Source organism: uncultured Bifidobacterium sp. (genome assembly GCF_945269915.1).
In the GTDB taxonomy this organism is placed as follows: domain Bacteria; phylum Actinomycetota; class Actinomycetes; order Actinomycetales; family Bifidobacteriaceae; genus Bombiscardovia; species Bombiscardovia indica.
The window spans coordinates 1-22,976 of sequence record NZ_CALYOY010000017.1 but is presented as its reverse complement, the minus strand read 5'-3'; the positions used below and the strand labels follow the sequence as shown (position 1 = coordinate 22,976).

The 22,976-nt window shown below is 61.7% G+C and carries 21 protein-coding genes; 10 read left to right on the top strand and 11 right to left on the bottom strand.

Annotated features, from left to right (window positions below; genetic code table 11):
- The first annotated feature begins 317 nt into the window (after positions 1-317).
- The gene (locus Q0K62_RS04495; protein WP_297316789.1) at positions 318-815 is read left to right on the top strand and encodes a hypothetical protein; all 498 of its coding nucleotides are present in this window, start codon (positions 318-320) and stop codon (positions 813-815) included.
- A gap of 253 nt (positions 816-1,068) precedes the next feature.
- Positions 1,069-1,551: an aldo/keto reductase gene (locus tag Q0K62_RS04490; RefSeq protein WP_297316788.1), complete on the top strand. Its 483-nt coding sequence runs from the start codon at positions 1,069-1,071 to the stop codon at positions 1,549-1,551.
- A gap of 9 nt (positions 1,552-1,560) precedes the next feature.
- Here Q0K62_RS04490 and Q0K62_RS04485 read toward each other — a convergent pair whose 3' ends face one another.
- The 4 genes from Q0K62_RS04485 to Q0K62_RS04470 form a co-directional block, all read right to left on the bottom strand.
- A complete protein-coding gene (locus Q0K62_RS04485) occupies positions 1,561-2,997 on the bottom strand; it encodes an MDR family MFS transporter (RefSeq protein WP_297316787.1) in 1,437 nt (478 codons plus the stop codon).
- An 18-nt stretch (positions 2,998-3,015) separates the two neighbouring features.
- Positions 3,016-3,486 carry a MarR family transcriptional regulator gene (locus tag Q0K62_RS04480; protein ID WP_297316786.1) on the bottom strand — a complete coding sequence of 157 codons (471 nt, stop codon included), beginning with the start codon at positions 3,484-3,486 and terminating at the stop codon, positions 3,016-3,018.
- A gap of 542 nt (positions 3,487-4,028) precedes the next feature.
- On the bottom strand, positions 4,029-4,679 hold the full coding sequence (locus Q0K62_RS04475; protein WP_297316785.1) for an NAD(P)H-binding protein: 651 nt from the start codon (positions 4,677-4,679) through the stop codon (positions 4,029-4,031).
- A gap of 46 nt (positions 4,680-4,725) precedes the next feature.
- A complete protein-coding gene (locus tag Q0K62_RS04470) occupies positions 4,726-5,382 on the bottom strand; it encodes an NAD(P)H-dependent oxidoreductase (RefSeq protein WP_297316784.1) in 657 nt (218 codons plus the stop codon).
- 357 nt (positions 5,383-5,739) lie between these two features.
- Between Q0K62_RS04470 and Q0K62_RS04465 the strand changes: the two genes are divergently transcribed.
- Entirely contained in the window at positions 5,740-6,327 is a 588-nt protein-coding gene (locus Q0K62_RS04465; protein WP_297316783.1) for a YbaK/EbsC family protein, read from the top strand.
- A gap of 375 nt (positions 6,328-6,702) precedes the next feature.
- Positions 6,703-6,924: a hypothetical protein gene (locus Q0K62_RS04460; RefSeq protein ID WP_297316782.1), complete on the top strand. Its 222-nt coding sequence runs from the start codon at positions 6,703-6,705 to the stop codon at positions 6,922-6,924.
- Positions 6,925-7,168: 244 nt separating this feature from the next.
- Here the strand turns inward: Q0K62_RS04460 and Q0K62_RS04455 are convergent, their stop codons facing one another.
- Complete coding sequence (locus tag Q0K62_RS04455; protein ID WP_297316781.1) at positions 7,169-7,615, bottom strand: hypothetical protein; 447 nt, start codon at positions 7,613-7,615, stop codon at positions 7,169-7,171.
- An 86-nt stretch (positions 7,616-7,701) separates the two neighbouring features.
- On the opposite strand from Q0K62_RS04455, the gene Q0K62_RS04450 reads away from it, so the two are divergent.
- The 3 genes from Q0K62_RS04450 to Q0K62_RS04440 all read left to right on the top strand — a co-directional run bounded on the left by Q0K62_RS04450 (position 7,702) and on the right by Q0K62_RS04440 (position 10,919).
- Entirely contained in the window at positions 7,702-8,625 is a 924-nt protein-coding gene (locus Q0K62_RS04450; protein ID WP_297316780.1) for a WYL domain-containing protein, read from the top strand.
- 136 nt (positions 8,626-8,761) lie between these two features.
- Entirely contained in the window at positions 8,762-10,171 is a 1,410-nt protein-coding gene (locus Q0K62_RS04445; RefSeq protein WP_297316779.1) for a DUF2142 domain-containing protein, read from the top strand.
- A gap of 70 nt (positions 10,172-10,241) precedes the next feature.
- Positions 10,242-10,919 carry an HAD family hydrolase gene (locus Q0K62_RS04440; RefSeq protein ID WP_297316778.1) on the top strand — a complete coding sequence of 226 codons (678 nt, stop codon included), beginning with the start codon at positions 10,242-10,244 and terminating at the stop codon, positions 10,917-10,919.
- 81 nt (positions 10,920-11,000) lie between these two features.
- On the opposite strand, the gene Q0K62_RS04435 is transcribed toward Q0K62_RS04440, so the two are convergent.
- The 3 genes from Q0K62_RS04435 to Q0K62_RS04425 form a co-directional block, all read right to left on the bottom strand.
- Positions 11,001-11,690, bottom strand: coding sequence for a class I SAM-dependent methyltransferase (locus Q0K62_RS04435; protein WP_297316777.1), 690 nt, complete (start codon positions 11,688-11,690; stop codon positions 11,001-11,003).
- Between the two features lie 38 nt (positions 11,691-11,728).
- Positions 11,729-12,538, bottom strand: coding sequence for a response regulator transcription factor (locus Q0K62_RS04430; RefSeq protein ID WP_297316776.1), 810 nt, complete (start codon positions 12,536-12,538; stop codon positions 11,729-11,731).
- Between the two features lie 174 nt (positions 12,539-12,712).
- Positions 12,713-14,029 (bottom strand): ATP-binding protein, encoded by a 1,317-nt coding sequence (locus Q0K62_RS04425; RefSeq protein WP_297316775.1) that lies wholly within the window; start codon positions 14,027-14,029, stop codon positions 12,713-12,715.
- 256 nt (positions 14,030-14,285) lie between these two features.
- On the opposite strand from Q0K62_RS04425, the gene Q0K62_RS04420 reads away from it, so the two are divergent.
- Both Q0K62_RS04420 and Q0K62_RS04415 read left to right on the top strand, forming a co-directional pair.
- The gene (locus Q0K62_RS04420) at positions 14,286-16,253 is read left to right on the top strand and encodes a PspC domain-containing protein (RefSeq protein WP_297316774.1); all 1,968 of its coding nucleotides are present in this window, start codon (positions 14,286-14,288) and stop codon (positions 16,251-16,253) included.
- The gene (locus tag Q0K62_RS04415; RefSeq protein WP_297316773.1) at positions 16,246-16,932 is read left to right on the top strand and encodes a hypothetical protein; all 687 of its coding nucleotides are present in this window, start codon (positions 16,246-16,248) and stop codon (positions 16,930-16,932) included. The genes Q0K62_RS04420 and Q0K62_RS04415 overlap by 8 nt, the downstream gene beginning before the upstream one ends.
- Before the next feature lie 191 nt (positions 16,933-17,123).
- On the opposite strand, the gene Q0K62_RS04410 is transcribed toward Q0K62_RS04415, so the two are convergent.
- The 3 genes from Q0K62_RS04410 to Q0K62_RS04400 all read right to left on the bottom strand — a co-directional run bounded on the left by Q0K62_RS04410 (position 17,124) and on the right by Q0K62_RS04400 (position 21,735).
- Positions 17,124-18,740, bottom strand: coding sequence for an acyl-CoA thioester hydrolase/BAAT C-terminal domain-containing protein (locus Q0K62_RS04410; protein WP_297316772.1), 1,617 nt, complete (start codon positions 18,738-18,740; stop codon positions 17,124-17,126).
- Between the two features lie 172 nt (positions 18,741-18,912).
- Positions 18,913-19,581 (bottom strand): DUF4125 family protein, encoded by a 669-nt coding sequence (locus Q0K62_RS04405; RefSeq protein WP_297316771.1) that lies wholly within the window; start codon positions 19,579-19,581, stop codon positions 18,913-18,915.
- A 54-nt stretch (positions 19,582-19,635) separates the two neighbouring features.
- Positions 19,636-21,735 (bottom strand): DUF4037 domain-containing protein, encoded by a 2,100-nt coding sequence (locus tag Q0K62_RS04400; RefSeq protein WP_297316770.1) that lies wholly within the window; start codon positions 21,733-21,735, stop codon positions 19,636-19,638.
- 293 nt (positions 21,736-22,028) lie between these two features.
- Between Q0K62_RS04400 and Q0K62_RS04395 the strand changes: the two genes are divergently transcribed.
- The gene (locus Q0K62_RS04395) at positions 22,029-22,964 is read left to right on the top strand and encodes a zinc-binding dehydrogenase (protein ID WP_297316769.1); all 936 of its coding nucleotides are present in this window, start codon (positions 22,029-22,031) and stop codon (positions 22,962-22,964) included.
- Positions 22,965-22,976 lie beyond the last annotated feature (12 nt).

The following is a 22,976-nucleotide window of genomic DNA, read 5'->3' as shown; positions in this document are numbered from 1 at the left end:
CATGGCCGATCTTTCGGTTCCGTTGGGTCCCCGATGAATTTGAGACTGCTTTGTATGTGACTCTTATCACCTTGAAGATCGGAGTATCATGCTCCGACATATCTTGGGAAAGTGGTGACAATCCACGGAGCACAATGTAAACTGCATTATAGTGTGCGTCCTTGCATCTGGTCGTCAAGTCGGGCCGGAATTCGGAAGATTGTCGCTTATCGGTCGGTCGAATGAAGAAGATGGTTGTTTGTATCTCATGATCTGAGCAATCGCTCGTCTTTAGTACACTTCAATGGTCTCTATTGCATACGGAAAGGTGCGGAGCTATGGCTTATTTCATTGCTTTCGTTTCATTGCTCGGCGATTGGCTGCTCTTTTCCTTCCCCCTCTACCAGGGTCTGATGGAACTGAACGACTACCAGGAGCTCCTGGAGGACTTCGACGAAATCAGCAAGAAGTGGAAGATGGTGTCACCCTGGTGGTGGTTCATCCCCATCGTCAAAATCCAGAAGGAACGTACACGTGGGTATCGGATCCTCCGTGAGGCCACCAAGAGCAAGAGCGAACGCCACCGGGCACTCAGCTTCATCGACAAGGCCACGGCCTGGTACTTCGTGGCAGTCGCCGGCTGGCTCAAGATGATCCAATCCTCCTATGAGGTTTTGGAAGCCTTCGACAAGGAGGAGAACCTCTGGCTCCTTCTGGCCCTGGTGGTCCTGATGACCGCTGGTGGACTCTTCAATGCCTACTACAGGATCGGCAAGAAGCGTGTCAGCAAGAAGGAGGAGGAGCTCAAGCCGGCTGCGGAGGTAAGCGAAGACTGAGCCTCCTCAGCCCATAGGCCCGGCGGAGGTCGGCTGCAACAAGGGGTCTGATCAGATATACGAGACTCGGTCAGTCGGAGTTGAGGATGTCGCGTATACGCATGGGGTGCGTGGGCTTTGGAGACCCCCCCCCCTCCCCAGGCCGGCCAGTGCCCTGGATAGGGCGAGGAGGACTCGCGGGCCGTGATTCGGCACGGTCTGGAGTCGGGCATCAACTTCTTCGACACGGCCCTGGCCTACCGGGGAAGCTCCAGTGAATGCTTCCCGGGAAGGGCCCTTCGGGGACTATGCCTGCCGGGATGATGTGGTCGTGGCCACCAGGTTCCCGGCACGTTCCGAGGAGGAGATCGAGCAAGGCATCACCGGTCAGGAACATGCCATCACCATGCTTGAGCGCAGTCTGCAGAATCTGGGCATGGATTACGTCGACCTGTATATCTGCCATGTCTGGGACAGCCGCACACTCGTCCGGGAGATCATGGACGGCCTGGCCCAGGGTGCGTCAAGGCAAGGCGAGGTATGTGGACATATCGAACTGTTGCGCATGGCAGCTGGCAAGGCCAACGTCCCGGCCGGCGCGGCGGGCTACCCCCGGTTCGTCTCGGTGCAGGGACACTACAACCTGATCTTCCGCGAGGAGGAGCGCGAGATTGGTGCCCCTCTGCCAGGAGGATGGCATCGCCCTGACCCCATGCAGTGGCCCCGGTCGCTGACAGGTCTGTCCGGCCTGCCCTGATGGCTCAACTCAGGCTTCTGCCCGCCGCCGCTTCAGGGCGAAGGAGGAGCACAGTCCAACCAGGGCCACCACGATCAGGGAGAGGAAGGCCCAGTGGTATCCCTGGCCCAGTGCCAGGGCCTTGTCGACGCCCGACGTATGGTGGGCGCTGCCCAGAGTGACGATCATCATGGCGGCCGCGGTGCCCAGGGATCCGCCGATCTGTCTGACCGTGGAGGCGGCTGCATTGCCGTGGGCCGTCATCCCCCGGGGAAGTGCGTTGATCCCCTCGGTGAAGGTGGTCATCATGACCAGGGAGATGCCGGCCATCCGCATGGCGTAGCAGGCGGCGATCACGACCAGACTGGCGTCGACGCTGAACCAGGCCATGGGGAGGGTGCCGAGCGTCAGAACCGTGAATCCGAGCAGGGAGATGTTCCTGACCCCGATACGGTCGTAGAGGGCACCCGAGATCGGGTTGAAGATGCCCATGACGATGGCGCCGGGCAGCATGACCAGGCCGGAGACCAAGGCGCTGGACCCCCGGGTGTTCTGCAGGTAGAGGGGGAGGACCAGTTCCACTCCCACCATGGAGATGTTGCTCAGGGTGCTCAGGAGGGTGGTCAGGTTGAAGGTGCCGGAGGCGAAGACGTGCAGGTCCACCAGTGGGTGGTCCATAATGAGCTGCCGGTGGCAGAAGAGCCCGACGATAACCAGGCCGAGTATCAGGAGCGAGAGGTTGAGCATGGAGACCCGCCCCGTGTCGCCGATGGCTGAGAGGGCGTAGAGCAGGAAGCCGAACCCCAGGCAGGACAAGGCGACCGAGAGGACGTCCAGCCCGGTGTTTTGCCGTTCATTGACCGTATAGACGCAGAAGAAGGCGGCAAGCAGAATCAGGGCGCTGCCCACGGCCAGGAGGATGAAGAGCATGCGCCAGGACCAGTGCTGGAGGATGAAGCCCGACAGGGTCGGCCCCACGGTTGGTCCCAGGGCCACGACCAGACCCACGATGCCCAGGGCCAGCCCCCGTCGCTCGGGCGGGAAGAGGAGGAGCACCACGTTCTGGATGAAGGGCATCAGGGAACCTGCGGCGACGGCCTGGATGATTCTGCCGGCCAGCAGGATGGCGAAGTGCCCGGTGGAGAAGATGCAGACCAGGGAGCCGACCAGGAAGGTGGCCATCATGACCATGTAGGTGGTTCTCGATCTGAAGTTGGAGAATATCCAGGCCGAGATGGGAATCATGAGCCCCACGACCAGGAGGTAGGCCGTGCTGAGCCACTGGGCGGTGGACTGGGACACCCTGAACTCCTCCATGATGGTGGGGAGGGCGTTGTTGAGGAAGGTCTCCGCCATCAGCGCCAGGAAGGCGCCGGCAAGCAGGACGGCCATCATCCGGTTGCGGTTGCCGTCCCTGGTCGTGGTCGGCATGATTGTTGCATCTGCCTCGGGCTCTGTTTTTTCCATACCGCCTTGTTCCTCCTCCTATCGATTTGTCCGACTCATGTTGGTGATGATTCGTCTCAGCAGGCTTACCAAGGTCTTTTGGTCCTGGTGGCTGAAGCCCTTGGTGGCCATGCCGGTGGTGGTGTCCAGGGCCTGGAGGATTCGTCCTTCCTCCCTGTCCAAACACTGAACGGCCTTGTCCGTCAGGTTCAGGAGGACCTGCCGGCGGTCGTCGTCCGCTTTGCTGGAACCGGCCAGCCAACCCGATTCGGTCAACCGCTTCACCATGCCCCTGACCGTTGGATGGCTCAGGTAGAACCGGTCGGCGATGTCCTTCTGGCGTATGTCCTGGTCCCGGTGCTCGTGGAGGTAGTAAACGATGACGAACTGGGGGCCGGTGAGCTCGGGGAAGATGTCCGATATAAGCTCGTTCATCTGCCTTTCCAAGAGCGTGTTGGCTATTTTTATCAGACCCTCGGGCCGATGTTCCGACATTCCATGTTCAGGCATATCCGCCTCCTATAAGTGTAGCTTGCTACATTATTGGAGAAACAAGGAGGATTGTCAAACGCGGAGGCTTCCTCAACGGCGAAGCAATGGCTGCGAACAGTCACAAGCACCTGATGATTGCCAAAGGACGGTATGCACACCGATGGGTTTGGCAATGACCACCGGCAACCATTGAATGGCCCCCATCAAGAGGCTTCATTCAAGCCCGCTGATGCAGCCAAGGTCTGATGCAACGTATGCCCACATGTCCGCCGGCCGCAAATGGGCATACACCTTACACAGTCTCATGTCATCATTGCTTGCGCGACGCAGGAGGAAATATGAAGCAGGGCGGGAACAGGAAGGCCCCGATTCTGCATGCCAAGACGCATGGCGGAAGCTGAGTCGTCGGGCACTGCTGCTTGATGCTCCTTACCCTGCTGAGGAAGCCTGATGTGATTCGTTTCAGAGGAGGGACGCTTTCCTCAATCGGGGAATTGCTGATATCGGCAGCCCCCCCCCCCCTCCCTCCCCGGCTTCTCGGGATGGCTGGTGTTCATGTCTTAGTACACCGGTCTATCGGCGCCCTGGGTGGTGGGGTCCGCTATCCCCAGGCTCTCCTTGGCACCAAGGTCGGGATCCTTGACGATACGAAGAACCAGGTCGGCCACGCTCTTCCTGGAACCGGACACGCCCTCGAACGGTTCCTTGCTGGTCGTGGTGGAGTATCTGATTTCGTCCCGATCGGTCAGCCAACACAGACGGAGGGTGGTATAGGTCAGCCCCGATTCCCTGAGCAGGCGATCCGATCCGGCCGCTGTGGGCAGTCCCTTGCCGACCATCTCCTTGTTCCACCTGCCGAAGGCACCCGGTACCTCGTCGTATATGCCGGCCACGTTGGCGAAGATGACGCGGTCCACATGATTGGACTTCATGGCGGCGATCACGTTTCGGGTCTTGGCGTTGTCCTGGTCATGGTCGACGGTGTCCACGAATACCATCTCCTGGTCCTTCATGGACTTCTCGACCGCGGCACGGTTCTCCAGGTCCACCTCGGCCAGGGTCACGCGGGGATTGCCCTTCAGGGCGTCCAGACGTTCACTCCCTCTCAGGCCCAGGGTCAGGTGGACGTCGGCGAAATCCTCCTCGTTCAGGATCCGGTCCTCGACGATGCGGGCTATCTGCCCGTTGGCTGCAAGAATGAGCAGGTTCATGATGGTTCCTTCCTGTGGATTTTGCGCTTTTGTGCCTGGGTGGTGTCTATTCGGCCAGCATGCGGGCATGGAGATCCTTGGCCTGGTCCCCGTTCTGGGCGATGCCGACCAGGTTCAGGCCGAACCGCTTCGCCACACGGTCCATGGTGCCGTAGGTGGCGTTCACGGCCCTGGTCTGGTTGCTGTCCGCGCCCTGCACGATCAGGTAGAGGTCGGTCCCTTTGAGGTCCTCGTTCACCTCGACATGGTCGATGAAGGTCTTCAGGTATCCCGACATGTTGGACCAGTAGACGGGCGTGCCGATCACGATCACATCCGCCTCCTTGAGCTGGTCCCAGACCTTGGGGAAGTCGCCATCGCCCTGGCCCACCTGGGGTATCCGGTACTCGGACAGGTTGATCTGCCGGTAGTCCTCGCCTCCCATGAGCTCCTTGGCCAGGGATGAGGTGTTCCCCTGCGCGTTCTGGCTGGCGTTGAGAAAGACCTTCCTGGTGCCCTTGCCGGTATGGCCCGGCTTGGCGAAGGTGGGTTCCTGCTGGTCCGAATTCTGCATGGCGGTTCCTTTCCGGGGAGTGGTCTGAGACTGGCCGGCCACAGGCATGTCCGTGCCGATGGTGCCGTAGCAGATCAGGGCTCCCAGGCATAGGCCTATCAGGAGGGTTGCGGCCAGGGTAATCAGGGTCTTCAAAGGATGTTTTGTCATGCGATGGGCCTTTCCTTGCTTCTGATTGGATGGTATTGCTTCAACCCGGCTTGAAGACAAGTCACCACTCCGCCTGGAGCTGACCGTCGTACAGTCGATTCGTCCCCGTGGATCGAATCCTCCCCATGTTGGAGCTCTTCCTCCTGTGCACACTGTTCGTCTGGTTCTACATCAATCGGGGGGCCTCGAAGCGAGATGGACTCTTGGCCCCCTTGCCTGGTCGTCTTTCCTAAGATGGCCTTTATGGGGATTGAACCCAAGGGGGGTGTGGGCATGGTTGATGGAACAGCCGAACCGGCACATCGCACTGGCTTATGTGAAGATTCTTCGGGCGGTCCTGTTGATGACTGCTTCTGCATGAGTGATGCCCATGTCAGCCCCGGTGCCTCACCTGCTCCAGGTGAAGATTCCATCCGGGTCGAAAACGAAACGGCACCATCCTTGCAGGTCCAGATGGAAGACCGGCTCGATGGTCTGGGAGTGCCCTGGCGGTTGGTCCCCCATCCCCGCATCGAGACGGTTCGGCAAGGCTTGGACAAGGGTCTTCCCGCCCTGCTGGGGCTGAAGGACTCGGACCTGTCGAAGTGTCTCCTCCTGGAGGACGCCGGCGGGAAACTGGTCCTCCTGGTGGTTCGGGCTGCCGTCCATCCGGACCTGAAAGAGGTGCGACGCCTGGTCGGATGTCGCCGTCTGCACCTGGCTTCCCCGGAACGGTTGGAAGAGACTCTCGGTTCCGAGCCGGGCAGGGTCTCCCTGTTCGACCTCATCGGCCATAGGGATGCCGTGTCCTGCTTGGTTCTGGACCGTGCCCTGGCCACCGGACCGGGTGATACCGCCATGCCTGCGGACTCCCACCGGGCATCCATCTGTCTGCCGAAATCAGCCCTTGAGGGGGTGGCTCGGCGGCTGTGTCCGCAGGTCTACTTCCTGGAATGGGTATGTTGATGCCGCTGGCCCTCGATCGTCCTCATTCGGGCGGCAGGTGCTAGTTCAGGATGCGACGGCTTCACCAGATTTGGGTGGCGGTTAAACGATGAAGTAGCCACTGAGGAGACGGTCCCGGCAGCGACGCTATGCGAATAAGGATGCGGTCATGCTGAAGAGCGGAAAGGACACGCACGGGGATGGTTGTCAATCCATTCTCGGCGATTCGAATCAGGGGCGGATTCCCTTTGCAGAGTCATCCAGTGCCGAACCACCACAATCCGGTACAACGGAAGCTGACTCTTCGGGGAGGGGGCGTCTGTTCCTGTCCACGAGCAGGTTTCGGATTCCGGGGAGATGCCCCGTCAGGGCTCCGGGTCGAGGGAATCCCGCAATATGTCGGATGCTGTGAGGGTTTATCCGGATCCGTCGTCTCAGGTGAAACCCGGCACCTATGGGAAGGCGGAAGGAATCACCCCGGATTCGATACGAGCCAGGACGTTCGATCTTCTTCCGGCCTTCCTCTACAGTGGAAACGTGGCAAAGGAAGTCGATTCGTTCCTGCATGATACGGCCACGAAGTTGGCGATGGCGGAGGCCGGGCAGATATCGGCCTAACGGTTGATCAGGGGAAACAGTGCCGTGGTTCCCTCTCACGGGATTTGGCGAACGGTATTCGACAGAGGAAGTCGATTCCTTCGTCGACCTGATCAACGCCAGAATCTCCGCCTGCATCGCAATGACCAGGGATAGATTCTTCGGGATGCGCCATCCATCGGGCGGCGATGCATCGGGACAGGCCGATGCCCTGGTCGCGATTCCCGGTCACCGGACTCCGGCTCCGTGGCATCGGTCCCCTGCTTCACTTCTCGCAGGTTATCTGCATCAGCACGCCGAAAGGGTCCTGGATGACGGCATGGAAGTCGGCGAACTCATTCGCCTGGGGCTCCTTCAGCACGGTTGTCTCCGGATGGGAGACGGCCTTGTCGTATATGGTCCGGGCCTGTTGCGGATCCGTCACCATGATGTCCAGCGACACCCTGCCGCTCTCCCGCATGGGAACGGCGTCGTCGACGGGGTTGTCCGCGATCTGCAGCTGGACCGCACCCACCTGGTTGACAGAGTGGGAGATGTACTCCTCCTGGCCCGGCGCAATCGCCAGATCAGGGTTGTATCGCTCCTTGAACTCCCGGTTGGTGATGGAGAAGAGGGTTCTGGCACCCAAGACATTCTGGTAGTAGGCGATGGCCTCCCTTGCCTTGCCGTCCAGGGAGAGGAAGATGGTTACCTGCGGTGGTTCCGGGGTCATGGTCCTGCCTTTCTTTGGTTTCTTGTCGGACGAAAACAACCCTATGATCGAAAGGTGTCATTTTCTGAACCCTTAGGTGGTTTCCGATGAACAAAGCGGAACGGATCAATCAGGAACTGGTCTTTGTCAATATGCATAGAGCCTTTCACCTGAACGATCTGATGAATCAGTTCGGCATCTCCAGGAGTACGGCAGTGCGAGACCTGGATGAGCTGCGTGAACTAGGACTGGGTATAGTCGCCTACCGGGGCCGCTATGGGGGATACCTTGTCGAGGCTGCCGTACCCCTGCCTCCCATCGTCTTCAGCGAAGGGGAGGACCTGACCCTCTTCCTCGCACTCCAGCTGCTCCGACCTCTGACTACCACACCCTTCGGGTACTCGTACCAACACATCAAGGACAAACTCATGCAGGGGTTGCCCGACGACAGGCGGAAGGCCGTCCGGGCCGCCATGAGCGCCATCCGGTATCAGGGGACGTATCGGCATGCGGACGGCAGCAACCTGGCCGAACTGTTCACTTCAATCATGGAAAGACAGACGGTGGCCTTCACCTATGGATCCAAGCAAACCCGCCTGCTCAACCCCATCAGGCTGACCCTGGACGGTGGTTTTTGGTACTGCATCGGTTCGGACCCCGACAGTCGGGAGTGGCGGACGTTTCGCTGCGACCGGATGGAGATTGCCGATACCCGTCCCCGAACCGGCACCCTGCCCGACCTGAAGGACGAGCAGAGGGCCTGCAATCGTGCCGAGGCGGCTGGGCGCACCATTCGATTCCGGGTGCTGCTCACGAAGCCCGGGGAGGATTACTTCATACGCAACAGTTATCCGAACATGCGTCTGCTGCACGAGTGTGGGCGAACTTTCCTGACCGGAACAATCAGGCCCGATGAGTATGGGTTCCTGGTCACCTACCTGCTGGGGTTCGGTGACCAGGCCACCATAGTGGAGCCCAAGGATCTCCAGGAACGCTACAATGGTATGCTCATCCATCTGCTCGATAGGTGATGGGTTGCGGGCCCGGCCTGTACTGTCTCTCGGTAGTATCGGTGGAAGTCGGTGGTTGGTCCGGCAGGCAAGACCCCGGAGCAGGCAGAGGGTCTCGAAGCGGGAGGGTGCGTTGGGTATTGGAACCGAGGTCGGAATGAACGGCAAACACAGGGACGGTGTGCGCGCTGATGCCTCGGCGGTTGCAACCGAGATGCCCTCCCCGGCAGGGCATTCCCGTGTGCGGGCCATCCTGGCATGGCTTCGCCGGTTCATGCCCCTCCTGACGGCCCTGGGCACACTGCTGATGGGCGGGTTCTTCCTGGCCCGGACGCCTGTGGGGCATACGCCCGACGTCTGGTCACATGTCTATCGGATCAGCAGCATAACCCACGGTGATCTGCTGGCCCATCCGGTTCATTCCCGGAGCTTCCTGCACAACGTCGGTGAGGGGGCTGTTGGGGGTCGGGTCGACCGAGCCTGGGTGGACTACGGTTGGAGTGTCTTTGACGGGTATGATGCCTCGATAGCCCTCCGTGAGAGCGTGGAGCCCGGGCCCGGTGATCTTGTCGATCTCCCCTTCAACAATACGGCGACGAATTCCCCGGTCTCCTATGCCCCGCAGATCCTGGCCTTCGGGATCGGGGGAATTCTTCATCTGCCCGTATCGGCCATATACCGGGCGGCCGAGGTCTGCATGCTGCTGGTCTACTCCCTCTGCATGTTTCTGGGGGTCAGGGTCCTGACCCGCTGGAGGATCGGGGTGGGGCTGACCATGCTGTTGCCACCGCTCCTCTTCCGCAGCAGTTTCGCCATCTCGGCCGACTCCTTCACCCAGGCGGTCGTCTTCCTCTTTACCTGCATGGTCTTCCGCTCCGTTTACGAGAAGGTCTCGCATCGGTACTGCATCCTGCTGGGTGCGGTCGGTCTGGTGGTGGCCATGTCCAAGTTCATATACATGCCCCTGGTGCTGGTCATGCTCCTGGTGCCCCTCCTGCAGAAGTGGGTCAGGGGCCTGGACCGGGTGAATCGCCTCGACCTGGCGTCCACAGCCGGTTTCGGGGTGCTCTCCCTGGTCTGGATGGGAATCTGGATGAGGGGTAACGGTTGGTATGCCACGGCCCCCATGTTCGTCTCCTACCAGGCCATGCAGAGCAGACGACATGACCTCCTCATCCCTGGCGGCCTGGGCGACGCAATCTGCAGAATCGTCTGGGCCATCCTGCATGGGCAGAGCAACAACATGGTCCAGGGCGGTTCCCGGAGCATCATCCTGGCCTGGGCGGGCACGGCGCTGCTGGTCGTCATCCTGGTTCTTGCCACCTTGGCCAGGACCGGATCGAATCCCGACCTGGTCTTTTCCTGGTGCTTCACCCTGCTGGGGCTGGGGGTCCTGGCCCTGACCTACCTGGCCCTGTGGCTCCAATACAGCAACCCCGGCCTGCCGGGTGTCCAGGGGATGCAGCTGCGTTACTTCTTCCCACTGGCTCTGGGGTGCGCCCTGGCTGCCCTTACCAGTGCGAGGACCCTGCTCTTCTGGTTCCGTAACCGTCGCAGGGTGAAATAAGGAGTGCCCGAACTGGCGGACTCCGCCTGATCGGCCTGACGCCCCGGCTTTGTAGTTCAGGGCAAGTACCATGTGGACCATGGAATTGCGGGTAGATGGTTACGACGGCTATGACGATGATGGGGGGCGCGGATCCGTCCGCCACCTCATCTTCGGTCTGCGGGGGACCCTGGTTGACTGGGACCCCCGGGCGGCCCTGGCGGGGCAGTATCCCGACGGGGTGATCGACATGGTGCTCGACCCGGAGGATGAATGGGGAATCTGGCGGTTCAGGACCCTGATGAATCTCGGATGGGACCAGAAACGTGTCCTGGCCGACTACGAGAGTACGCACGGTCCCGCCGTGGCCTGGGTGTTTCGCCTGTATCTGGAGGGGTTCGCCCGGACCGTGAAGGGCATGCAGCCCGGCATGGCCGGCCTCCTCGCCGACCTGCATGACCGGGGTCTCCATCTTTGGGGCCTGGCCAACACCACCGCTGAGCATGCCCGTCAGGCCAGTGAACTGCTGGAGCCGCTGGGTCTCCTGGAGGACACGCTCATCTCCGCCGAGGAGCACCTGCGCATGCCCGATGGGCTTGTTTATCGGTTGGCCCTGAGAAGGTTCGGCATCCCCGCCGGACGAACCATCTTCGTGGGTGATTCGTGGGATGACGTGGCTGCGGCCGAGACATGCGGAATCAGGGGCCTGCTCTTCACAGGGGCCGCACAGCTGCGCACGGATCTTCGCGGTTTCGGTCTGCCCTGCTGAGGAGCCGGCCGGGCTGGGTGAGTCAGTCCGGTTTCAGGACTGTCCCCATGCATCAGTGTGGTGGCCGAGGTTCGGGTGGTCTCACTCCCGACCGGTCTTCCTGCCTTTGCGTTCCGAGTGCGGTTCGGGGTGGGTATTGGTCTTCCGCTCGAAATCGCAACGGCACAGTGCTTTTCCATTGGGGAGCGTCGTCATGGATGAATATACGGAATCGTATCCCTGACCTTTCATGGTGTGGATGAGTGAATCGGCATCGATGTGATGGTAGACCGTATCAAGCTGATCAAAAACCCTCGCGTAGGGTGAATCGGATACGAAGTCCATGGACTGGTTCACCTGAATCACACACGAGACGAATCGTGGGTCAATCCGTTCAAGTGCCGTCGTGAAGGCCTGGTACCCGACGTATTCCAAAAAGAGGTCGGCGATGACCATATCAGCCTTGGGCAGGTCCATGGAGGTGTCGGTCATATCTGCCAGTACAGGCTTGAAAACGCCGGCAAGTCCGGGGAACCGTTCTTCGCAGGCGACCAGGTAATCGGGGTTCACATCCAGTCCGTACACACGACTCGCCATGGAAGTGTCAACATACTCCAGGCCGTTTCCTCCGGCGATGCCGCAAATCATGATTCGGTCCACTTTCCTGCCCTTGAGCTGGTCTTTCATGATCCGGTTCAGGGTCTGAAGCTGCTGGACGGTGTCCAGCCGCATGTGGTTCTCATAATCGTCCAGGTCCACATGGAGCCAAGGGTTGTCATCAAGCTTGTTCACGTTCGTCCTGCCTTCGTTCCGGGATTTCCTGAATTCGTTCAGACGATGCGGCGGTCGGCGGCCCAGCGGGTCAGCTCGCTCCGGTTGGAGAGCTGGAGCTTGCGCAGAACGTTGGATACGTGGGTTTCCACGGTCTTGATGGAGATGAAGAGTTCGGAGGCCACCTCCCGGTAAGTGTAGCCGCGGGCGATCAGGCGCATGACCTCCTGTTCCCTGGAGGAGAGGCTGTCCAGTTCGTCGTCACGGGCCGGAAGGCCGGAATCCCGGGCCTCATCATCCTGGAAGGCCGAGAGGACGAACCCGGCCAGCTTGGGGGAGAAGACAGCGTAGCCCTCGTGGACCTGACGGATTGACGAAATCAGGTCGTTGGCCGAGATGGTCTTGGTCACGTACCCCTGGGCGCCGGCCCTGATGACCGACCCCACGTCCTTGGGGGAGTCCGACACGGACAGGGCCAGGAAGACGGACCCGGGGGAGAGGGAGTGGGACCTGGTCAGGATCTCGGCCCCGCCGCCGCCCTGGCCGCCCGGTACGTGCACATCCAGGAGGACCACATCCGGTCGGGTCTCCTTGACCATGAGAATGGATGATTCCACATCAGGGGCCTGCCCGACAATGCTGAAATAAGGTTGCAGGGTGGCGATGACACCGGTGCGGAACATTTCATGGTCATCCACGACGGCCACGCGAATCCTCCCGGCCCCCTCAGCGGGGGAGGGCCTGCGGTTGGCCCCATTCGAGCTGGAAACCTGTTGGTCTGATACGTTTGGAGAGGTGTGATTCCCCTTGGTTGCGATGCTTTTCGATTGGTTCACGACTTCCTTCTGCTCGTTGGTCTCTTCACTCATGTGCGTATCGGGTCCGCCTTCCATGGGTCATCATCTTCGGTGGGGAATGTCCGCGTCGGCGCTCGCGGACTGGAATCGGGGACGGCATGGGGGAATGAGTGACCCTTCTCAGGCAGAATTCTATCACCAGCGGGATTCACGGGCCGGCCCCGCGTTCGGCCCGTGGGCTTGCCATTATTCAGCCAACGGCTCCTGGTCGGGCATCCGCCATTTTCCCGGTTGCCGCCTATCAGACCGCTGGTCGGGTGCCTGGTGGTCGTCCTCATGGTGCTTGTCGGCTTCCTGGCTCGCGTTCGACAGGGGCATGTGCATCCTCACCTCGGTTCCCCAATCGGGGCGCGAGACGATCTCGACCTTGCCGCCCCGGCGTTCGACCCGCCCCACGATGGATTGCCGGATTCCCAGTCTGTCCGCCGGTACCTTGCCCATGTCGAACCCCGGTCCATGGTCGCGAACGAAGATCTCGACCTTGCTTCGTCGGGCCTCACAATACACGGATATGGGTTCTCCTCCGTGGGTGACGGCATTGACCAGGGCCTGGCGTGAGGCATCCAGAAGGGCATCGGTCTGGGCGCAGGGCAGGGCGTCACCCACCGTGACCACCTCAATCGGCCTTCCGGATGCATCCTCCACCTCGGCCGCGATGTCTTGAATGCCGGTCTTGACCGACCTGTCCGAAGGCGTGCGGTCCTGGTAGAGCCAATTGCGCAGGTCGCGTTCCTGGGATCTGGCCAGAGTGAAGACGGTCTGGGGGTCGTCGGCATGAAGCTGGATCAGGGCCAGGGTCTGCAGGACCCCATCGTGCAGGTGGGCGGTCATGTCTGCACGCTCCTCCTCGCGTTCCTTCATGGCCCGTTCGCTGCTGAGCTGGTGGATCAGCGAGTCGATCCAGGGCACCAGGATGGCGGCGATGCCCACCAGGAGCACCCCCGCCAGGGAGAGCATGGTCACCGCCCGGTTGAAGGGGAGTGTGGCGAAGAGGAAGATCACAATCGCCAGGAGGATCAGGCCCAGACTTGTCAGAAAGAGGGGGATGCGGAAGCTTCTGGCGCTGCTGGTCTGTACCCAGGAAAGGCCGATTCCCGACAGGAAGATGATGCCCGGGAGGATGATTTCCGGTTTCATGCCGCTGTTCAGCATGAAGAGCGGTATGAGGAGGAGGATGATGCCTATGCCGGCCGCCAGCCGGGCTCGAGAGGTCTGTTTCAGGACCTGACCCAGGGTGGGGTCTGCACGGTCCTCAGATTCCGGGTTGGATTCCGTAGCGCCATTGCCGCGGGCAAGGGGGGTCTGGCTGACAGGGCGGGAGGCCATGGCGGCTGCCGGGTCCCCGGAGGGGAGCACCAGCCAGAGGAAGACATAGGGAATCGCTCCGACGATGGTGAAGGCCAGAACCAGGGCGACCAGACGAACCCAGCCCACGCCGATGCCCAGATGCAGGCTGATGCCCTTGCATACTCCGCAGATGATCCGTCCGCGTTTCGGCCTCATCAGCGGCATGCGTGCCGGTCGAATGGGGGCAGGCCACCACAGTGGGTAGGTCTGCCCGGCCTGAGGGACAGGTTGCGGCGGCGGTGTCCGCATCCGTCCACCGCTCCGTTGGCCTCCCTGGGGTGTTCTCTGCCGTGATCTCATGGTTCCATTATTTACTGCCAGGGAGGATCAGGAAGGGTGGATTAGGTTTTTCAGGGTTAAATCAGGGTGTTCCCCCATGCCGTCCGTGGGTCGGGTCTGCTGTAATGATGACATGAGCGGAAATACGGATATTCACAATGACCGTCCCGATGACCGGTGGACCGACAGGTTCTTCCGGATGTGCCGGGAATCCTACCTGGTGCGTCCCGATGACCGGTGGATCGGAGGTGTCTGCGGCGCCATAGCCAGACGGATGGGTTGGAGTACGGCCCTGGTCCGTGCCCTGATGCTGCTCTGTGTCTTCCTCTTCGGAGCGGGTGCGGCCTTCTACGGATTCGCCTGGTTCGTCCTGCCGGACAGCCGTGGCGCCATCATCGCCGAGGACATCCTTGACGGCAGGTGGCAGGGATCCATGGTCGGCATCATCATCTGCTGGCTGCTTGCGGCCTGGGCCTTGGGTATCGGGGTCGCCTCCATCATCATCGCGGCACTGGTCCTCTACTTCTTTATCAGGTGGAGTCGGCAGCAGGCCCGGAACCACTTCCACGCCGCAGGTCCCGCTGGTCCAGGTCCCTACGCTGGTCCAGGTCCCGGTCCGCAGGGGTACGGTCCCTATGGACCTGGTTCCTTCAGTTCCGGTCCATCAGGTCAGGGTTCCTTTGGTCCCGTCGGTGGAGCCGGTTCGGGCCCCTACAACCCAGGTCCGTCCGGACCTGCAGGACCTGCCCCCCATGATCCGGGCCCCTACGGTCCTGCTGGTCCCGCCCCTTTCGTTTCCGGTTCTCCTGACACCGGATCGGCAGGTAACAGCCCCTATGATTCTGCTGGTGGAAACCCCTATGCCGCCGGTTCGACGGATCCAGGCGCATACGACACTGACCGGCAAGGCGATGGCTCTTCCGGTTCCCGTCTTCCTGACGCGTCCACCTCGGGTCGGACCGAATCCGCCATAGGGTCCCAGGCTGAGGCGGTAGGGGGTTCCTGGTCATCCGATTCGGACGGGAGCGGGGCGTTCAATCAGGGACCTCCAGGGGGCCTGTCCGGAGAGAACGAGACGGATGATCCAGGTGCCGCCGCCGGACCCACCATGGCGGCCGACGGGTTCGGCAGTGGCAGGTATGGCTACGAATACGGTGACAGTGGGCAGCCTGTATATGGATACCCTTTGCAGCCCCCTTCCACCCCTAAGCCGCATCGTCTGCGTCGGCGTCCAGCCGGTCCTGGTCTTGTCTGCCTGCTGCTGGGGCTGATTCTGCTTTCCGGAGGGGCTGTCTGGCTGCTGGCATCCATCCATCACGGCGGGATTCTCGATGCCCTGCGGTACGCCTTGGTATGGGCTGCCGCCGTCGCACTGATACTGGGTCTTGTCATCATCGTCCTGGGTTGTTTGGGCCGCAGGTCGGGAGGTCTCACCCCGATGGCCATCGCCGCCGCCATCGCCGTCTTGGTCCTGGCCTGCTGTAGCATCGCCTTCGGCAATGCGCAGTTCGAAATCCGGTCCAACCTGCGCAGCTATGCATCGGTCGGCGTGAATGGAAAGAACGAGGGGAAGAGGCTGGGGTCCACCAAGCGGGATATGGAGCGGTACCGGAAGGGGCTCCTCCTGATCGGCGATTCGGATGACCAGGGTCGCGCGGTCATTGACCTCTCGGAATTCGAACAGAACAACGGAACCCACAAGGTCGATATGACCGATTCCGTCAGACGGGTATCCGGTTGCCCGACGGGAACCATCCGCCTGGCTCTCCGTCATGCCGATGTTCGGATCATCCTGCCCACAGGGTGCACCTATGCCTACAGCGTCGCCAACAGCGACCCGATGCGGTGGAGCACTTCCTATGGCTATGGTCCTTCGACCCGGGGCGAGGAGGATTGGGCTGCGGACGACGGAGATGTCCACATGCCCGATTCGCCGGAGTTGAGCGTCCAGGTCGAACCCGCCATCTCCGGACGGGTCAGTTTCGAGGAGAAGGGTACGGCCACCCTGCCCGAGCGTCGAACCGACAGCGGGAAGAAACACGGACATCTGGACAACGACAACGACTCCTATGAGGGTCGGGAGGATGAGGACTATGAGTGAGCACGACAATTCGGAAGGACTGAACGACGGTTCCCCTGAGGATGATTCCATCCTGTCCGACACCGGCATTCAGGAGGACATGGATCTGTCGCGGGAGGATGAACAGCCACCAACCCAGGAGATGCCCTCCCAGGACGATGAGGTGGATACCACTTCGATCCCCTCCTTTTCGGCAGCCCCCACGGCAGGGGCCACGGGGAACGACACTTCGTCGACATGGCAGGGAGGGGGAGGAGGAACCCCGTTCATGTCCAACAGCGCGCCGGTCTATCGGGCACCAGAGCAGGAATCCAGGGAGAAGATCCGCCCGACAGGTCCCAGTACTCCGACCATCGTTCTGGGGGTCATCGTCTCCCTCTTTGCCGTCATCTTCCTGGCCCTGGGCTTGGTATATCTCTATTATGGGGAGTCTATGACCCGGTCCATCCGCTGGTCCGCGGTCTTCCCGATCCTCTTCGCCGTCCTGGGCATCTTCTTTCTCCTCATGGCCGTCCTCTACGGATTGGCCGCCCGAAGAACGGGTAATCGATTGCGCGAGTCCATTGACGGGTCCGACAAGCCACCCACCTGGACGGGGCGGTATGCTCAGGACCAATCGGAGGGGATGGCCGAAGATGGCACTTCCGTCAAAACGGTCGATACCGATACTGCGTTCTCTTCGCCGGGTCGAGAGGGCTGACCCTTCCGGGGTCGTTCGGTGGTATGGCCGCCAGCCTCATATCGGGGTCGTGTGGAATTACGGCAGGACGGTTTCCCTGGTTCACCACCCGGCGCCGACGTCCCTTCAGGTCGTGTGGGGCTTGGCTGCATGATGCGTATCTGACCGCAGCGGTCGGCCTGCGCCCCTCAGGTTGTATGGCCTGCTGGGGCTCAGAGGCTGAATAGTCCCCAGAATGCCAAAGTCCCCAGGACCATCAGAGATCCGGTGATGGTCAGGGTCAGGACCACCCAGTGCCCCCAGCCGCCTGCCAGTCGGACCTGATTCCTCGACATGTTTGAATCGTTGTGGTTTCGCCGTGCGGAGGAGCCGGTCAGCAATCGGACGATCACCAGGGCCAAGTCCAGCGCCAGAAGGACACTCAGGAACTTGAGCAGACCCCAAGAGGCGATCTCCAGGGATGAGAGTGGTTCCAGGGTAAGGGCATGACGTACGATCCGCACGGCGTACCAGACCAGAAGCCCCATAAGGGCCAGGGATCCAGCCCCCAGCCCCCAGAGCCGGGGGGTCAGGCCTCTGGCGAAACCGATCGACCGGTCTTCAGGGTCAACCGGATTCCTGCGTCTTCCACGGCCCCGAATCCAGGCGCCCAGGCCCAGACCGGCGGCCGCCAGAAGCGAGAGCAGGAGAAGGAGGGGGCCACCGATCATGAGAATCAGGAGGGCTCGCAGTGAACGAAGGAGGCCCGGGTCGGTCCGGGTCGGTGCGGTAAAGCGTTGGTTGGGCTGGCTGCCGGCGATCATGTGGGTGGACCACTGGTCGGCTCCCGTCCCCTCGGATACCCCGTTGATCCAATTCTCCAGGTCGTGTGTGTAGTGCGACTCCAGTGGCAATCCGTCCTTGGCCAGTCGGCTGCCGGTCCTGATCTGATGGTTGGTGGGGTAGTAGCGAAGGGTCACGTTCCGGTTCCCCGCCGCTTCGGTCCGCTTCAGAATCTCCCTGGCTCCCTGCTCCACGGGCATGGAGACGTCGTTGGTGCCGTAGTTGACCAGAGTGGGCTGGCTCAGGTGGTCCAGGTAGGGGAGGGCCTTGAAGTCGGCGTATTCCAGACCCAGAACCGACAGGTCCATGCCCAGGAGCTTGGGGATGACCCCCCGGATGCCCGCGGGGGCATGAATCAGGTCCAGGTAGGAGGTGGCGGCCATGGGCATCTGCTGCCGCCCGGGATAGACCGGAGGAGAGGTCATGATGGAGAAGGCGATGTCCCGGTGACGGGCCGTCATGATGCTGGATATCCAGGTGCCCTCCGACTCGGCGTAGATGCCCACCTTGCCGGGATCCACGCCCGGCCAGGCCTTCAGTACCTCGAAGGAACGGTCGTAGTCCCTGGCCATGGCCCCATAATCGCGGTGAAGGGCGGAGTAGGTGTCCAGGCGTTTGTCGGCGACCAAGGTAGTGATTCCGGCAGAGGCCATGGCCGAGGCCAGGTCGCCATAGACCTCGGATGCCTTGCCTGTGCCGGCCCCGTGTATGAACAAGCAGGCCGGCCTGGGTCCCTTGGCCCCTTGTGGCTGCCGCACGATTGCATTGACGGAGACCCCAGGTGCCAGATTGACCTTGAGGAAGGTCTCCTTGACCTTATATGTCCCCTCGGGGGTGGTCGGCCCCAGGTCCGAGGCGATGGCGGTTTTCCGTTCGTCCACCCTGATGTGGTCGTGGTACTCCCGGACATTCCAATCGGGGGTCATGGAGGAGCCCAGTAGGGCCAGAGCGGCCAGAATCACCAGGAAGGAGGCCACCAGGGCCGTAAGTCGTTTTCCGATTCGCACTGGATTAACTCTACCCAGAGCCACTTCCCTGGTCGCCCCTGCAACACGCCATCCATGGTCCGGGTCCGCTTACGGCTTTCGGTGTTTCGTCTGCGGTCTGGGCCATCCTCCTGCGTGTTCGCCCGCCTTGCCGCAGTCTTCCTGCCGGGCCCGGTCCGGCCCGAACAGGCCACTAGGTCCAGGCCTGGGTTCGTACCTGAACCTGGGCCTGCTCGGCTGCGTCCAAGCTGTCGAATCCGCTCTGCCTGACCGTGGCCAGAACCGTTTCCTCGGTCAGATTCCGCCCCTGGGCAGCCAGATTCTTGACCATCTGTTCATAGAGGTCCAGCGTCCCGGCCGAATAGGTGCCCAACTCGCCACGGAGGTAGGTTTCGAATGAGGTGGTCTCGGGGGTGTCCTGGCTGGTTCTGAGCACCCGCATCTCGCTGCCCAGTTTGGGGTAACGCTGGTGGAAGTCCTCGGCCCAGGCCACCTGCTGGTCGATGATGGCCTCCTGCCGGGTCTGGCGTTCGATGCCCAGCCTGGGCAGGTAGGGGGCGATGTCGCGTCGGTACTGGTCGGGAACCGTGGACTCCATCATCCTTCCGTACTTCTCGGTCAGGAGGTTGCGGCCCTGTGCGTCGGCCTGGTCCAGGTCATCGGCGTAGCTGGCCAGGAGGTCGTCAGGCCAGGTCAGGAACTGACTCAGCCTCATCTGGTGGAAGACGGGCCAGTTGCCCTGGCAGTTGGCGGGGCCCCCCTCGTTGTTGACCCCCTGGAATTGGTTCCACTCGTGCCTGACGATCCTCTCCCGCAGAGATTCCTCCCTGTCCGTGGTCTGGTCACGGTCATCCTTCGCCATACTGATATTTCCTTTCCTGGTCCCCATTCTGTTCCGTTCATTTGCGCAGCCTGCTCAGATACTGTGCAGGGTCGGGTCGTCGCTGTGGATGTGTGCCTCGATATAGGGACGTTGCCATTCCAGGAAGGTCTCCCGGCTGTTGGTCAGCCCCTCGGTCCGTAGCTCCTGGACGATTTGTGCGCAGATGCGTTCAACCTGCTCCTGGATCTGCTTGGCGGCAGGACCGGAGCCCTTTCCACCCTCACCGAATCCGGCACCCCCATAGCAGGCGGCCGAGGAGAGTCTGAGGATGTCCTCCAGTTCCTGGGTCACCTCGCCCAGGCGGGCGGCAATCAGCCTGCTCAGCCTGCGCAGGGCCGCGAACTTCCACTTGTAGTAGGGCAGGTATCCGACGGTCAGGGGGTTGTTGACCAGGAAGACCAGTGAGGCCGTTGCCTGGACGAATTCGTTGATGGAGAGCATCGCGGCCGCCCCGTCCCCTCGTTCCAGGGACCTGGGCAGGTTGTACTGACCGGCCTGGGAGATCATGCCCAGGCGGCGGGAGATCAGGCTGAACCGCACGTCATCCGGCATGGCTTTGAAGCCTTGCCGGGTGGAGAGCATCTGGCCCAGGGGGTCGGCGAAGATCTTCCCGTTGGTGGCTGCAGCCAGGGTGGGCTCGTCCAGGAGGAGCCACTCATGGGGGTGGTCCTCGGGAGGAGCCTGCCTGTACCCGGTCAGGGACTCGAAGAAATCGCCGATCCCAAAGACCCCGACCCGTCTGTTGGCACCCTTGGCCCGCACGCTGTCGGTACGGGGGTGGAAGCCCATGAAATACTGGGGGAGGGCCTGGTAGTCGGCCTCGAGATTCTTGCCGATGGCCAGGTAGTCCTCATCGGTCAGCCATATGCAGAACCCGGGCCCGAAGTCGTGGTCCCTGGAGACCGCGTCGTCAAAACCGTAACAGTCCGAGCCGTGCCCCATCAGACCCACAGCCATGCGGCCCAGGTATCGGGGATACTTCTTCTGGACCATGGGTTTACCGACCTGCTCCCAGTAAGCCTTGGCCAGGTCCAGTCCGCTGATGTCGGGTGTGGTGGAAGTCTGCCGTGCCGATGCATCATGTCCGGCGCTGTATTCATTGCCTGCGCTCGAGCCGGCTCCTGTTCCTGTTTCCGGGGCGGAGCCGGTGTTGGAATTCCGGTTGTTCCTTGACGCTTGACCGGGGATCCGATTGCCCTGGGTGGGAACCCGGGCCTCCGGTGCGTCCGGATCCTGCCCGGCCTCCTTGGCGGCCTGCTCCGCCTGGTCAAGGTTCTGGCTGGTGATGGCATAGTAGTCGCTGCCCTTGCCGTACCTGGCATCGATGATCGCCAGCGATTGACGGTAGGCCCGCACGGCCTGGTCGAACCGCCCGGCGAAGAACCTGACCTGGGCGTACCCGGCCAGGGCCGAGGCGAAATGGGCACTCTGCTCCAGGTGACCCCGTTCGTAGATGTCCAGGGCCCTGCTGGCCTGATCGGTGGCATCCTGAACAATCTCGTCCTGATTGGTCTCGTGCTTGCCGTCCGCGCTTTCCTGGAGGAGCAGAAGGGCCAGGTTGGTGCTGGTCGAGGCCAGATCCAGGTCGGTCGAGGGATCGGGGCTGGAGTCTTCCAGGATGGTCATGGCCTGGCGCAGCTCCTGCTCGGCCTGGTCGAGCCTTTCGGTCTCGCTGTAGAGCATGGAGAGGTTGTTGTGGAGGGCGGCCAGTCGCCTGTCGCCGGGCTTCAGGGTCTTCTGTGCCGAGGCCAGGGCCTGTCGGTATAGGTCCTCGGCCTGGTCATACTGCTTGGCGGCGCGCAGACCGGTGGCCGCATTGATCAGGGTGGTGGTCCAGGCCTCGGTGCCCTCGATCTGCATCCGGGCGGACAATTCGATGGCCCGTTGGATGATCCACATGTTGTCCTTGTGCCGTCCCTGGGAACGGTAGAAGCCCATGGTCTCGTTGAGCACGGTCAGGAGACCGGCGTCGTCGCCGGCGTTCTCGGCATCCACCAGGGCCTGCTGGAGGTAAGGTTCGGCCTCATCCCGCGCCTTGCCGGCCTGGAAGATGGCATCCAGCCCATCCAGGAAGGCCTGGCTGTCAAAGCTCCCGTCGGGCCTTAATAAGGCGGGGCCTGGCTCTGAGGGCACGTCGGCTTGCCCATTCGGCTGGGAAACCTGCGGTTGTGCGCCCTCTGACGGTTCTTCTTCCTTCATGCAGCTCCCTTGCCTCGCCATGTCTGTATCCGATTGTGGAGAACGACATGGGTTCGTTCCGGTTCCGTATCGAATGTACCCGATTCTACCGTGGGGACCTTGAGATTGGATGGTGGTGTATTTCACACGAACCCCCGGTCTGCCCCGGCTGATCGGTCAGTACAGAGAGATAGGTTGAAACTGCAGTCGAATTGAAAACTGAAAGATGGTGAAATATGCAAGGATGGATGTTTACCAAGACCGATGAGCCTCTGAAGTGGCAGGATCTGCCCGATCCCGTCCCGGCTGAGGACGAGGTGGTCATTGAAGTGAAGGCTGCAGGTCTCTGCCGTACCGATGTGGGTATCATGCATGATCCCGCATGGATGCCGCTGGTGTCGGCACCGGTGATCCTGGGGCATGAGAACGCAGGCATCATCAAGACCCTGGGTTCCGGGGTTACCGGATTCAAGGTGGGTGACCGCGTGGGGGTGGCCCCGCAGGACAAGGTCACCGGCAAGACCGTTGGGGCACAGCGCAACGGGGGATATGCAGATCTTATGGCCGTCCCCGCCCGTGAGTTGATCCCCCTCCCGGATGAGGTCTCCTTTGAGCAGGGCGCCGCTGCGACCGACGCGGGTATGTCCTCCTACCATCCGCTCTTCGTGGTCGGCGGTGCAAGGAAGGGCATGACAGTAGGCATCATCGGTGCGGGTGGGCTCGGACAGTTCGCGGTCAACATGGCCCTGATCGAGGGGTGCCACGTCTGTGTGGCCGATACCAGCCCCAAGGCTCGTGAGTGGGCCGGCGATCTCGGCGTACGGGACGTTCATGAGCAGGTGCTGGACCTGAAGGATGACGAGCCGGATCTGGTTGTCGATTTTGCCGGTTTCGGCACAACGACCAATGATGCCATCTCGGTCGTGCGCCCCGGAGGCATGGTGGTCCTGGTCGGCATGGGGCGGCTACAGGCCACCATCGATACACGCCCGCTGATCACGAGAAACGTGACCCTGCGCGGCAACAACGGCGGGACTCCGGACGATATAGCCCAGGTCTACCGGTACTTCCAAACCGGGAAGATGAAGCCTTCGCTGGTGGAGACGACCTTTGCCGATATTCCCGAAGGTCTGGAGACCTTGCGCAAGGGTGGCGTGACCGGCCGCATGATAGCCCTCAGGTAGGTAATCGAATCA